Origin of the sequence: Leucobacter allii, from assembly GCF_022919155.1 — a bacterium.
GTDB lineage: Bacteria > Actinomycetota > Actinomycetes > Actinomycetales > Microbacteriaceae > Leucobacter > Leucobacter allii.
This window is the reverse complement of the sequence record NZ_CP095045.1, coordinates 2,285,239-2,297,100: the sequence shown is the minus strand read 5'-3', so window position 1 is coordinate 2,297,100 and position 11,862 is coordinate 2,285,239. Positions and strand designations below refer to the sequence as shown.

At 74.3% G+C, this 11,862-nt stretch carries 13 protein-coding genes; 8 read left to right on the top strand and 5 right to left on the bottom strand.

The genetic code is table 11. The features are described 5' to 3' along the window. The first annotated feature begins 7 nt into the window (after nt 1-7). Nucleotides 8-1,105 carry an LOG family protein gene (locus MUN78_RS10695; RefSeq protein ID WP_429952175.1) on the top strand — a complete coding sequence of 366 codons (1,098 nt, stop codon included), beginning with the start codon at nt 8-10 and terminating at the stop codon, nt 1,103-1,105. A 58-nt stretch (nt 1,106-1,163) separates the two neighbouring features. Here MUN78_RS10695 and MUN78_RS10690 read toward each other — a convergent pair whose 3' ends face one another. Further along, nucleotides 1,164-3,518: an ATP-binding cassette domain-containing protein gene (locus MUN78_RS10690; protein ID WP_244726354.1), complete on the bottom strand. Its 2,355-nt coding sequence runs from the start codon at nt 3,516-3,518 to the stop codon at nt 1,164-1,166. 103 nt (nt 3,519-3,621) lie between these two features. Between MUN78_RS10690 and MUN78_RS10685 the strand changes: the two genes are divergently transcribed. Beyond that, complete coding sequence (locus tag MUN78_RS10685; RefSeq protein WP_244689752.1) at nt 3,622-4,008, top strand: hypothetical protein; 387 nt, start codon at nt 3,622-3,624, stop codon at nt 4,006-4,008. Continuing rightward, nucleotides 4,008-4,934 (top strand): CPBP family intramembrane glutamic endopeptidase, encoded by a 927-nt coding sequence (locus tag MUN78_RS10680; RefSeq protein ID WP_244726352.1) that lies wholly within the window; start codon nt 4,008-4,010, stop codon nt 4,932-4,934. The genes MUN78_RS10685 and MUN78_RS10680 overlap by 1 nt, the downstream gene beginning before the upstream one ends. A 75-nt stretch (nt 4,935-5,009) precedes the next feature. On the opposite strand, the gene aroQ is transcribed toward MUN78_RS10680, so the two are convergent. Further along, complete coding sequence (gene aroQ / locus MUN78_RS10675) at nt 5,010-5,450, bottom strand: type II 3-dehydroquinate dehydratase (protein WP_244726350.1); 441 nt, start codon at nt 5,448-5,450, stop codon at nt 5,010-5,012. Between the two features lie 106 nt (nt 5,451-5,556). Between aroQ and trmB the strand changes: the two genes are divergently transcribed. The 3 genes from trmB to MUN78_RS10660 all read left to right on the top strand — a co-directional run bounded on the left by trmB (nt 5,557) and on the right by MUN78_RS10660 (nt 7,620). Then, complete coding sequence (gene trmB, locus MUN78_RS10670) at nt 5,557-6,303, top strand: tRNA (guanosine(46)-N7)-methyltransferase TrmB (protein ID WP_244726348.1); 747 nt, start codon at nt 5,557-5,559, stop codon at nt 6,301-6,303. Between the two features lie 61 nt (nt 6,304-6,364). Continuing rightward, entirely contained in the window at nt 6,365-6,634 is a 270-nt protein-coding gene (locus MUN78_RS10665) for a hypothetical protein (protein WP_244726346.1), read from the top strand. Beyond that, nucleotides 6,631-7,620: a nitronate monooxygenase gene (locus tag MUN78_RS10660; RefSeq protein ID WP_244726345.1), complete on the top strand. Its 990-nt coding sequence runs from the start codon at nt 6,631-6,633 to the stop codon at nt 7,618-7,620. Before MUN78_RS10665 ends, MUN78_RS10660 begins: the two co-directional genes overlap by 4 nt. Before the next feature lie 121 nt (nt 7,621-7,741). Here the strand turns inward: MUN78_RS10660 and MUN78_RS10655 are convergent, their stop codons facing one another. Beyond that, nucleotides 7,742-8,422 carry a M15 family metallopeptidase gene (locus tag MUN78_RS10655; RefSeq protein WP_244726343.1) on the bottom strand — a complete coding sequence of 227 codons (681 nt, stop codon included), beginning with the start codon at nt 8,420-8,422 and terminating at the stop codon, nt 7,742-7,744. A gap of 87 nt (nt 8,423-8,509) precedes the next feature. On the opposite strand from MUN78_RS10655, the gene MUN78_RS10650 reads away from it, so the two are divergent. Together MUN78_RS10650 and MUN78_RS10645 are read left to right on the top strand one after the other, a co-directional pair. Further along, entirely contained in the window at nt 8,510-9,220 is a 711-nt protein-coding gene (locus MUN78_RS10650) for a response regulator transcription factor (protein ID WP_244689743.1), read from the top strand. A gap of 71 nt (nt 9,221-9,291) precedes the next feature. Then, nucleotides 9,292-10,341 carry a sensor histidine kinase gene (locus tag MUN78_RS10645; protein WP_244694037.1) on the top strand — a complete coding sequence of 350 codons (1,050 nt, stop codon included), beginning with the start codon at nt 9,292-9,294 and terminating at the stop codon, nt 10,339-10,341. On the opposite strand, the gene MUN78_RS10640 is transcribed toward MUN78_RS10645, so the two are convergent. Together MUN78_RS10640 and MUN78_RS10635 are read right to left on the bottom strand one after the other, a co-directional pair. After that, nucleotides 10,303-11,040 (bottom strand): FadR/GntR family transcriptional regulator, encoded by a 738-nt coding sequence (locus MUN78_RS10640; protein WP_244689741.1) that lies wholly within the window; start codon nt 11,038-11,040, stop codon nt 10,303-10,305. The two genes, MUN78_RS10645 and MUN78_RS10640, sit on opposite strands and share 39 nt — an antisense overlap. Nucleotides 11,041-11,049: 9 nt before the next feature. Continuing rightward, on the bottom strand, nt 11,050-11,841 hold the full coding sequence (locus MUN78_RS10635) for a 3-oxoacyl-ACP reductase (RefSeq protein WP_244689740.1): 792 nt from the start codon (nt 11,839-11,841) through the stop codon (nt 11,050-11,052). Nucleotides 11,842-11,862 lie beyond the last annotated feature (21 nt).

Here is an 11,862-nt window from a genome sequence, read left to right as displayed (position 1 = left end):
TGGAGCCGTGGATCAGCAGCCGAAGCCTCCCGCGGCCACCGCCGCGCCCGACGCGCGCCGCGACGACGTCGATCGGCTCCTCGACGCGCTCATCGACGAGGCGGGCATCGACGGGCAGCGCGCTCTCGTGCGCCGCGTGCTCGCCGCGGGGCTCGGGCTCGGGCAGGACCGGCCCACGCGGCTCGACCTCAAGATCACCGCCGCCGCGGTGGAGGAGATGCGCGCGGCGTTCCGGCTCTTCGCCCCGTTCCGCGGGACCCCCAAGGTCACCGTGTTCGGCTCGGCCCGGACGCAGAGCCACGACCCGCTCTGGCGCGGCGCCGAGGAAGCGGCGGCCGGGCTCGCCGAGCTCGGCTGGATGGTCGTCACGGGCGCCGGCCCCGGCATCATGGAGGCGGCGGCCACCGGAGCCGGCCCCGAGCGCTCGCTCGGCGTCTCGATCCGGCTGCCCTTCGAGGAGTCGCCCCACGCCGTGGGCTCGGGCGACGCGCACCGCGTCGCCATGAAGTACTTCTTCACCCGGAAGCTCATGCTCGTGAAGGAGTCGAGCGGCTTCATCTGCCTGCCCGGCGGCTTCGGCACGATGGACGAGACCTTCGAGCTGCTGACCCTGCAGCAGACGGGCAAGATGGACCCGGCCCCGATCGTGCTGCTGGATCGACCGGGCGGCACCTTCTGGCGCGGCTTCGCCCGCTTCGTCACCGAGGAGCTCGCGGGCTCCGGGCTGATCGCCGTGAACGACCTCGACCGCGTGCTCGTCACGGACTCGGTGCCGGCCGCGGTCGCCGAGATCTCGGGCTTCTGGCGGAACTACGACTCGCTGCGCTGGGTGGGGGAGCGGCTCGTGCTCCGCCTGCGGCGCGCGCCCGGCGACGGGGAGCTCGCGGAGCTCAACGAGCGCTTCTCCGGGATCTGCGCGAGCGGCCGGATCGAGGCGGCGGAGGCGCTCCCCGAGGAGCGGGACGACCGCGACCGCCTCGAGCTGCCGCGGCTCGTGCTGACGCCGCGGCGGCGCGCGGTCGGCGACCTCTACCGGCTCATCCGCGCACTCGGCGAACTGCCGAGCGCGCCGTCGGAAGCCCGCCCGGCGCCTCCCGCGGGCTGACGTCTCCGCCGGGGCGGCGGGCTCGCCGGGTGCCGCGCGCCCGGGCCCGGCCCACGGCTCACGCGGCGACGTAGGCGGCGAGGTGCTCGCCCGTGAGCGTCGACCGTGCGGCGACGAGCTCCGCCGGGGTCCCCTCGAAGACGATCTGGCCGCCCTGCTGGCCCGCGCCGGGGCCGAGGTCGATGATCCAGTCGGCGTGCGCCATGACGGCCTGGTGGTGCTCGATCACGATGACGCTCTTGCCGGCGTCGACGAGCCGGTCGAGGAGGCCGAGCAGCTGCTCGACATCGGCGAGGTGCAGCCCCGTCGTGGGTTCGTCGAGCACGTAGACGTCAGCGTCCTCGAGCATGTGGATCGCGAGCTTCAGCCGCTGGCGCTCGCCGCCGGAGAGCGTGGAGAGCGGCTGGCCGAGGGTGAGGTAGCCGATGCCCACGTCCACGAGGCGGCCGAGGATCCTCGCCGCCTTCGGGACCTTCGTCTCGGCAGCGGAGAAGAACTCGAGGGCCTCGGTCATCGGCAGGTCGAGCACCTCGGCGATGCTCCTGCCCCCGAAGGTGTACTCGAGCACCGCGGAGTCGAAGCGCTTGCCCTCGCACACCTCGCAGACGCTCTCCATCGTGGCCATCATGCCGAGGTCCGTGTAGATGACGCCGGCGCCCTTGCACTCCGGGCACGCGCCCTCGGAGTTGGCGCTGAAGAGCGCGGGCTTCACGCCGTTCGCCTTCGCGAAGGCGGTGCGCACCGGATCGAGGAGTCCCGTGTAGGTGGCGGGGTTCGAACGGCGCGAGCCCTTGATCGCCCCCTGGTCGACGGCGACGACGTCGGGGCGGCCCGAGACGTAGCCGCCGATGAGCGTGCTCTTGCCCGAGCCGGCGACGCCGGTCACCGCGCACAGCACGCCGAGGGGCACGTCCACGTCGATGTCCCGCAGGTTGTGGCGGTCGGCGCCGCGCACCTCGAGCGCGCCCCGCGCGGTCCGCACCGTCTCCTTCACCCGGGCGCGGTCGTCGAGGTGCCGGCCCGTGAGCGTGCCCGAGGCGCGCAGTCCCTCGACCGTGCCCTCGAAGCAGATCTCGCCGCCCGCCGTGCCGGCACCGGGCCCCAGATCGACGACGTGGTCCGCGATCGCGATCATCTCGGGCTTGTGCTCGACGACGAGCACGGTGTTGCCCTTGTCCCGCAGCTTCAGCAGCAGCTGGTTCATGCGCTGGATGTCGTGCGGGTGGAGGCCGATCGAGGGCTCGTCGAAGACGTAGGTGGCGTCCGTGATGGGTGAGCCGAGGTGGCGGATCATCTTGGTGCGCTGCGACTCGCCGCCCGAGAGCGTGCCGGTGGGGCGGTCGAGCGAGAGGTAGCCGAGGCCGATCTGCACGAAGGAGTCGAGCGTGTCGACGAGCTTCGCGACGAGCGGGGCGATGCCGGGATCCTCGATGCCGCGCACCCACTCGGCGAGGTCGGTGATCTGCATCGCGCACACGTCCGCGATCGAGCGGCCGTCGATCTTCGAGGAGCGCGCCGTCGGGTTCAGGCGCGTACCGTCGCAGTCCGGGCAGGCGCGGAACACGATGGCGCGGTCGACGAAGGCGCGGATGTGGGGCTGCATCGCCTCGCGGTCCTTGGAGAGCATCGACTTCTGGATGCGGGGGATCAGCCCTTCGTAGGTCACGTTGACGCCGTCGGCCTTCACCTTCACCGGCTCCTTGTGGAGCAGGTCGTGCAGCTGCTCCGCGGTGAAGTCGCGGATCGGGGTGTCCATCGGCAGCAGGGCGGCGAAGACGCGCCCGTACCAGCCGTCCATGCTGAAGCCCGGGACCCGCAGCGCGCCCTCGCTCAGGGACTTGTCCGCGTCGTAGAGCTCGTCGAGGGCGAAATCGCTGACGGTGCCCCGGCCCTCGCACGTCGGGCACATGCCGCCGAGGATCTCGAAGCTGCGGCGCTCCTTCACCTGCTTGCCGCCCTTCTCGAGCGTCACCGCGCCCGCGCCGCTGATCGAGGCGACGTTGAAGGAGAAGGCCTGGGGTGAGCCGATGCGGGGCGAGCCGAGGCGGGAGAACACGATCCGGAGCATCGCGTTCACGTCGGTCGCGGTGCCGACCGTCGAGCGGGGGTTGGCGCCCATGCGCTCCTGGTCGACGATGATGGCGGTCGTGAGCCCCTCGAGCACGTCGACGTCGGGGCGGCTCTGGGAGGGCATGAAGCCCTGCACGAAGGCGCTGTAGGTCTCGTTGATGAGGCGCTGGGACTCGGCCGCGATGGTGCCGAAGACGAGCGAGCTCTTCCCCGAGCCGGAGACGCCGGTGACGGCGGTGAGCCGGCGCTTGGGGAGGTCGACGCTGACGTCCTTCAGGTTGTGCTCGCGGGCGCCCTGCACCCGGATGCGATCGTGGGTATCGGCGATGTGCGTGGTGGTCATGGAGCCAGAGTAGTGGGGGCGCCGCGCGTGCGACTTCTCGAATCCTGATCGCTTCCCGCCCGCCGCGCCGTCCCGACCGGGCGGCGCTTGCTAGGCTCGCCCTATGAGCCTCCCCGAGCATTGGATCCCGCACCGCCGCGAGGACGGCGAGCTCGTCGGCTGGATCGCTCCGGAGGGGGAGGGCTTCGTCCCGATCGATCTGCTCGGGCGGCAGCGCGCCGATGCGCCGATCGACTGGCTCCCGGCCGAGGAGCTCCTCGAGGAGCTCGGGATCGGATACCTCGCGGAGATCTACGCGCTGCGCCGCGAGGACGGCGAATGGATCCGCGCCCGCATCGTGGAGGCCTCGCCCGACGGCATCGGCGTCGCGGAGGACGATCTCGGCGACATCGGCGCCGTCGTGGAGCGCTTCCGCCTGCCGTTCCCGCTCGACGACCGTCTGGTGCTCCTCGCCGACGCCCCCGGCCCCGTGCGCGGCCCCTTCGGCTGATGGCGGGACCGACCGGCGATCGGGGCGCCTCCGCGCCCCGTCGCCCGGCCGTCCCCGCGCTCCTCGCCGCGGCGTGCGTCTGCGCGATGGCGCCGGCGTGGTTCGTGCTGCACAGCGTCTGGCTCGGGGCCGTGCTCGGCGCTGCGGGCCTCGCGATCGCCGCGGCGGCCGGAGGCGCTGCGGGCCCCGCGCGGGATCCGGGAGCCGCGCGGGATCCGAACGCCGCGCGAGATCCGGTCGGCGCGCCCGCCGCGGCGCGGACGCCGTCGCTGCTGCGCGATCTCTCGCTCATCGTCGTCGGTCTCGCGGTCGTCCGGGCGATCCCGCTCGCCGCGAAGCTCGACACCTGGTCGATGGCGAAGTTCGCGCTCGCGCTCGGCGGCGCCGTGCTCGTGCCCTACCTCCTCTCCCGCTTCGTCTACCGGGACCGGGCCATCGGATTCCCCTGGCGCGGCGGCGGCCGGTGGGGGCGCATGCACTGGGGCTGGCTCGCCGCCGTGCTCGTGCTGGGCTGGCTGATCCTGCCCGCCTACTTCATCACCTCGGGGGTCTACCGGAACTGGCCGGCGGTCGATTCCCCCGAACTCATCGCCCGGCTCTTCCTCGGCGTGGGCGCGGTCGGGATCTGGGACGAGCTCTTCTTCATCTGCACGGTGTTCGTGCTCCTGCTGCGCCACTTCCCGTTCCGGGCGGCGAACGCGCTGCAGGCCGTCGTGTTCGTGTCGTTCCTGTGGGAGCTCGGCTACCGCGCCTGGGGGCCGCTGCTCACGATCCCCTTCGCGCTCGTGCAGGGGCTCATCTTCCTGCGCAGCCGCTCGCTCGCCTACGTGGTGACCGTGCACCTGCTGTTCGACGCCGTCGTGTTCGCGGTGCTCGTGCACGCGCATCAGCCGGAGCTCTTCGACTGGTTCCTCGTCTCGCGGTGACCGGCCGCGCAGCCGCCCCGCGACGAGGGGCCGGAACCCGGCCGGCGCCGTCGCCGGGACTCCCGAACCGTCGGCTCAGCCGGCGAGGAGGGCGGCGAGCCGACGCACCGCGAAATCGTAGCCCTGCACCCCGGCCCCGACGATGACGCACTCCGCGATCCCCGAGACGTAGGAGCGGTGGCGGAACTCCTCGCGCGCGTGCACGTTCGAGATGTGGACCTCGGCGACGGGGAGGCGCACGCCCGTCAGCGCGTCGCGGAGCGCCACCGAGGTGTGCGTGAGGGCGCCCGGGTTGATGACGACCGCGACGCAGTCCTCCCGCGCGGCGTGGATGGCGTCGATGAGCGCGCCCTCGTGGTTGCTCTGCACCGCGCGCACCTCGAGCCCGAACTCCGCGGCCACGCGCGCGACGAGCGCCTCCACGTCGGCCAGCGTGTCCTCGCCGTAGATCTCCGGCTCGCGCGTGCCGAGCAGATTGAGATTCGGGCCGTTCACCAGCAGAATCCGTCTGGTCATGGTCGTGTCCCTCCGCAGAAGCCGTCGCCTCCATGGTAGTCCTGCGCGGCCCGCGGGGCGGCCCCGCGGCTTTGCCTCGGCGCTCCGGCCGGACTACCGTGAGGGGGTGACCGAGCAGCAGCCCCTCCCGCAGAAGAGCTTCGACCCGACGACCTTCCGGGAGAAGCCGGTCTCCTTCGTGCGGCGCAGCGGGCGCATGACGCCGTCGCAGGAGCGCGCCTGGGAGGCGCACCGGGAGCGCTACGTGCTCGACATCCCGCACGGCCCGGCGGCGACGAGCGTCGCGGCCGGGGCGACGGGGGACCCGGCCGCGATCTACGGGCGCGCGGCTCCGCTCGTCGTCGAGGTCGGCTCGGGGCAGGGGCACGCGATCCTGCACGCCGCGAGCACGCGGCCCGACACCGACTTCCTCGCGGTCGAGGTCTTCCGCGCGGGCCTCGCGCGCACCATGATCCGCGCGGAGCTCGCGGATCTGTCGAACCTGCGCCTGGCCGAGGTGAACGCTCCCGAGCTGCTCGAGCACTACCTGCCCGCCGGGTCCGTCGACGAGATCTGGGTGTTCTTCCCCGATCCCTGGGCGAAGGCGCGCCACCGCAAACGCCGGCTCGTCAGTCCCGACTTCGCCCGCATCGCGCATCGCGCGCTCCGCCCCGGCGGCCGGCTCAGGCTCGCCACCGACATCGAGGACTACGCCGAGCACATGCGCGAGGTGCTCGACGACGCCGACGGCCTCGCCAGGGACTTCCCCGGCGACTGGGCCGAGCGCTTCGCGGGCCGCATCCTCACCGCCTTCGAGCAGAAGGGCATCGACAAGGGGCGGAGCATCCGGGACCTGAGCTACCGCCGCGCCTGAGGCCGGCCTGCGTCGCTCCGCCCGGCGCCGCGCCCGTCCCGCACCGGAGTACGGTGGGGGTATGAGCTCCGATCCGGTACGGCGGCGCCCCCGCGCCCCCGAGGTCCATGCGGCCACTGAAATCCCCGAGGCCGTCGACACCCCCGAGGCCGTCGAGCGCTGGGAGCGCGCCGGGGGCGCGTGGCGCATCGCCGAGGTCGGAGCGGACGCGGTGAGCGTCGAGCTGCTGCGCTGCGACGGCGGCGAGGTCGCGGATCTGCTGCGGCTCACCGGGGAGCGGGATATCCGCTGGGCGCGCGCCCGGCGGGCGATCGAGGGGGGTCCGGCATGAGCGCGGGCGACGGCGCATCGACCACGGCATGGGCGAGGGGGCTCGGGCTCGCGGCGCCGGTCGTCTGCGCGCCCATGGGCGGCGTCGCGGGAGGCGCGCTCGCCGCGGCGGTCTCCCTCGCGGGCGGGCTGGGGACGATCGGCATGGGGAGCGCCGGCTCCGTGCCGGCGCTCGAGCGCGAGCTCGCGGCCCGCGAGACCGCGCTCGCGCACGCCGGGACCGACCCCGCCGCCTCGCCCTTCGGCATCGGGCTCGTCGCGTGGGGGATCGCCCGTGATCCCGCGCTCCTCGAGCGCGCCCTCGCCGCGGGCCCGACGCTCGTGTCCGTGAGCTTCGGCGAATGGGGCGCCCCGGATCCCGGCGCCGCGTGGATCCCTGCGGTGCACGGCATCGGCGCGCTCGCGGTGACCCAGGCGGCCACGGTCGCCGAGGCCCGAGCCGCCGCCGACGCGGGCGTCGACGCGGTCGTCGCCCGGGGCCGGGAGGGCGGCGGGCACGGCGACCACCGGGAGCCGCGCGACGCACTGCTCGCCGAGGTGCGCGCTGCGGTCGGGATCCCGGTGCTCGCCGCCGGCGCGGTGGCGGGAGCGGCGGACCTCGCACGCGTGCTCGACGCGGGAGCCGCGGCGGCGTGGGTCGGCACGGCGTTCGCCGCATGCACGGAGGCGCTCACGCCCGCGGCCGCCCGCGAGGTGCTGTTCGCGAGCCGCGGCGAGGAGACGCTCGTGTCGCGGGTCTACGACGTGGCGCTCGGCCGGCCGTGGCCGGCGCGCTTCCCCGAGCGCCTCATCCGCACGCCGTTCGTCGACCGCTGGCACGGACGCGAGGACGCGCTCGCAGCGGACGAGGCGGCGCGAGCGGAGTTCCGCGCGGCCGCGGCCGCGGGCGACTACCGCGTGGTGCCCGTCGACGCCGGCACCGGCGTCGACGCCCTGACCGAGGAGCGCTCGGCGGCCGAGGTGCTCGCCGCGCTGACCGGCCGCTGAGGCGGTCCCGCGCGCCGCCGGACGCGGGACCGTCGGTCGCGGAGCCGCGGAGCCGCGGAGCCGCGGAGCCGCGGACCGCGGATCGCGGGACCGCGGGACCGTCGGTCGCGGGGTCGCGGGATCAGCCCGCGAGCCGCGGGTCGAAACTCGGATCGGGATAGCTCGGCGCGCAGCCGACGCTCGGGGCGTCGGGCTGCAGCTCGAAGTGCCACGGCTCGTTGTCGTAGCTGCGGCAGAGGCCGTAGGCGGCGCCGTACTGCTCGAGCCAGAGGGTCGCGTCGACACCGCCGAGGTCGACTGCCCGGCCCGCGACGTGCTCCGAGGTCTCCGCTGAGGCGACCCACCGCGCCGCCTCCTCCGCGGAGCCGTACTCCGAGACCGCCTCGCGCTGCATCCGGTCCTGGTACGCCGCCGAACGCCAGCCGCTGTTCACGGTGAACTCGACGCCGTCGCCCGCAGCATCGCCCGCGGCCGTCTGCAGTGCGGCGAGGAGCGCCGGATCCAGACCGGAGACGCCGGGCAGCTCCGTGTCCCAGACCCCGGCGCCCTCCGGGAGCACGCCGTCTGCGGCCCCGGGCTCCCCGCCGAGGAGCGCGGCCAGGGGGTCAGAGGCGACGGGCGAGGGGTCGGCCTCGCCGGCGGGAGCCGCGGGACGCCACCACGCCGCGACGAGCCGCGCGGTGAGGACGGCGCCGCCCGCAACGAGTGCGGCGGCGAGGAGGAAGGCGAGCGCCCTGCGGCCGGGCCGCGGTGCGGACCGGGGACGGGCGGGGGAAGCGGGGGACGGGAGCTGCACGGTCATGACGGCGAGTCCACCAGACGGCGTGTTGCCGGAGCGTATGCGATTTCCGATACGCCGACGATACGCCCGCGCTCGTAGCATGGGGGCATGCGCGTACTGATCGTCGAGGACGAGCCGCTGATGGCGGAGGGGATCAGGGACGGCCTGCGCCTCGAGGCCATCGCCGCCGACATCGCGCCCGACGGCGACACCGCCCTCGAGCTGCTCGCGATCACCGAGTACGACATCGCGGTGCTCGACCGGGACATCCCCGGCCCCTCGGGGGACGAGATCGCGGCGCGGATCGTCGCCTCGGGGAGCGGGCTGCCGATCCTCATGCTCACCGCGGCGGACCGCCTCGACGACAAGGCCTCGGGCTTCGAGCTCGGCGCCGACGACTATCTGACGAAGCCGTTCGCGCTGCGCGAGCTCGTGCTGCGACTGCGCGCGCTCGACCGCCGGCGCGCGCACCATCGGCCGCCGGTGCGGGAGCTCGGAGGCCTGCGGCTCGACGCCTTCCGGCGGGAGGTGACCCGCGACGGCCGCTACGTCGCGCTCACCCGGAAGCAGTTCGCCGTGCTGGAGGTGCTGCTCGCGGCCGAGGGCGGTGTGGTAAGCGCGGAGACCCTGCTCGAGCGCGCCTGGGACGAGAACGCCGATCCGTTCACGAACGCCGTGCGCATCACGGTCTCCGCGCTGCGCAAGCGCCTGGGGCCGCCCGGCATCATCGCGACCGTGCCAGGGGTCGGCTACCGCATCGAGCCGGAGGCTCCGATGCCTCCGGAGGGACGGCCCGGCACGTCACGGGGCGCCCCGTGACCCCGGCCGCCCCGCGGCGGCCCGGACCGGGCGTGCGCGCGCAGCTCGCGCTGAGCTACGCGCTCGTCATCATGGTCTCTGGCGGTCTGCTGCTCGCCGTCGTCTACGTCTTCCTCCTGCGCTATGTGCCGCCCGACGCCACGCCGACCCCCGGCGGCTTCGTCCCCGGACGCGACGATCTCGTCCGCGCCTTCGTCCCTGCGGCCGCATGGGCGTTCTGCGGGCTGCTCGCGGCCGGTCTCTTCGGCGGCTGGCTGCTCGCCGGGCGCATGCTCGCTCCGCTCACCCGCATCACCCGGGCGGCCCGGGCGGCGTCGGCCGGGTCGCTCTCCCATCGGATCGAGCTGCCTGGGAGGCAGGACGAGTTCCGCGAGCTCGCCGACAGCTTCGACGCCATGCTCGGGCGACTGGAGCGGCAGCTCGCCGAGCAGCAGCGCTTCGCCGCCAATGCGTCCCACGAGCTGCGCACGCCGCTCGCCATCACCCAGACGCTGCTCGAGGTGGCCGAGAGCGACCCGGATGCCCCGCGGACGGAGCTGCTGGCCCGGCTGCGCGAGGTCAACGCGCGCGCGATCCGGCTCACCGAGGCGCTGCTCGCGCTCAGCCGCGCCGATCAGCGCGTCTTCGTCCCCGAGCCCGTGGACCTCTCGCTGACCGCGGAGGAGGCCGCCGAGGCGCTGCTGCCGCTCGCCGAGCGTCGCGGCATCGCGCTCGAGGTCGCCGGCGACGCGGCCGTGGCGCCCGGCTCGCCCGAACTGCTGCTGCAGCTCGTGACGAACCTCGTGCAGAACGCCATCGTCCACAACGTCGCGGGCGGCTTCGTGCGCGTCTCCACGGCGAGCGCCGACGGCGCCGCGACGCTCCACGTGGAGAACTCGGGCGAACCGGTGCCGGCCGAGGCGGTCGCGACGCTCGCGGAGCCGTTCCGGCGGGGCGCCGAGCGGGTGCGCGGGGAGCACCAGGGCGTGGGGCTCGGCCTCGCGATCGTGCGGAGCATCGTGCGGGCCCACGACGGCGAACTGCGGCTCGCCGCGCGCGGGGACGGCGGGCTCGACGTGCGCGTGGCGCTCCCGCTGCGCGCCTCAGCGCTCGGAGAGGAATCCGCGCAGCAGGGCCGCTGAGCCCTCGATGTGCTCGAGCATCGCCTCTGCCGCCGATTGCGGGCGCCCGGCGAGGATCGCCGTCACGACGGCCTCGTGCTGCGCGTCCGAGTGCGCGAGGTTCGGGCGGAGCATCGGGATCGCGTCGAGGAGCGCGTTCACGCGGGTGCGGAGGTTCGCGACCAGGGGGACGAGGCTCGGGGATCCGGAGAGCTCGGCGATGAGCAGGTGCAGCCGGGAGTCCAGCCGCCGATGGCTCGCGTCGTCCGATCCGGCGCAGTCCTCCAGCGCGCGCGCGAGCGCGGCCCGCTCCTCGGCGCTGAGCTCGCGCGCGGCGGCCTCCCGCGCCGCCCCCACCTCGAGGACGCGTCGCAGCGTCGTCGTGTCCTCGACCTCCGCGGAGCCGGGCTCGGAGCCGCCGGCCCCGAGGGCCGCCGCCGGGGAGCCGGTGGGGAGCTCGTCCACGACGAAGGTGCCGCCGTAGCGGCCCCTCCGGGACACGACGAAGCCCGCCTCGCCGAGCGTCGCGAGGGCGTCGCGCACGGTGTCGCGGCTCACCTTGAGCATGCCGGCGAGCTCGCGCTCGGCCGGCAGCCGCTCCCCGGGGGAGATGAGGCCGAGGCGGACGGACTGCAGGAGGCGCTGCATGGTCTCCTCGTAGGCGTTCGTCGGGCGGACGGCCCGGACGAGGAGTTCGAGGCCCTCAGCAGAGGCGGTCACGTCGGCGCCTCAGACCGGCGTCGTGTAGGCGCTCGTGAGGCCGCCGTCGACGAGGAAGGTGGCGGCCGTGATGAAGGATGCGTCGTCGCTCGCGAGGAAGGCGACGGAGGCCGCGAGCTCCTCCGGCCGCGCGAAGCGGCCGACGGGGATGTGCACGAGGCGCCGGGCGGCGCGCTCGGGGTCCTTCGCGAAGAGCTCCTGCAGCAGCGGCGTGTTCACCGGTCCGGGGCAGAGGGCGTTCACCCGGATGCCCTGGCGGGCGAACTGCACGCCGAGCTCCCGGGTCATCGCGAGCACGCCGCCCTTCGAGGCCGTGTAGGAGATCTGCGAGGTCGCCGAGCCCATCACGGCCACGAAGGAGGCGGTGTTGATGATGGAGCCCGAGCCCTGCCGCGTCATGTGCCGCAGCGCCGCCCGCGAGCAGAGGTACACGCTCTTGAGATTCACGTCCTGCACCTTCTCCCAGGCGGGAAGCTCGGTGACCTCGATCGAGTCGTCGTCGTCGGGGGAGATGCCGGCGTTGTTGAAGGCGATGTCGACCGACCCGAAGGCCTCGGCCGCCGTGTCGAAGAGGTGGTTCACCTGCGTCTCGTCGGTGACGTCGACCCGCACGAAGCGGCCGTCGACCGCATCGGCCGCCGCCTGCCCGCTCGCGGGGTCCATGTCGCCGATGACGATCGTGGCGCCCTCGGCGCGCATGCGCCTGGCGGTGGCGAGGCCGATGCCGCTGCCGCCGCCGGTGATGACGGCGACCTTTCCGGCGAGCCGCTGGGTGAGGTCGATGGGGGCGATATCGTTCATGGGGTTCCTTCGGATTCGGGG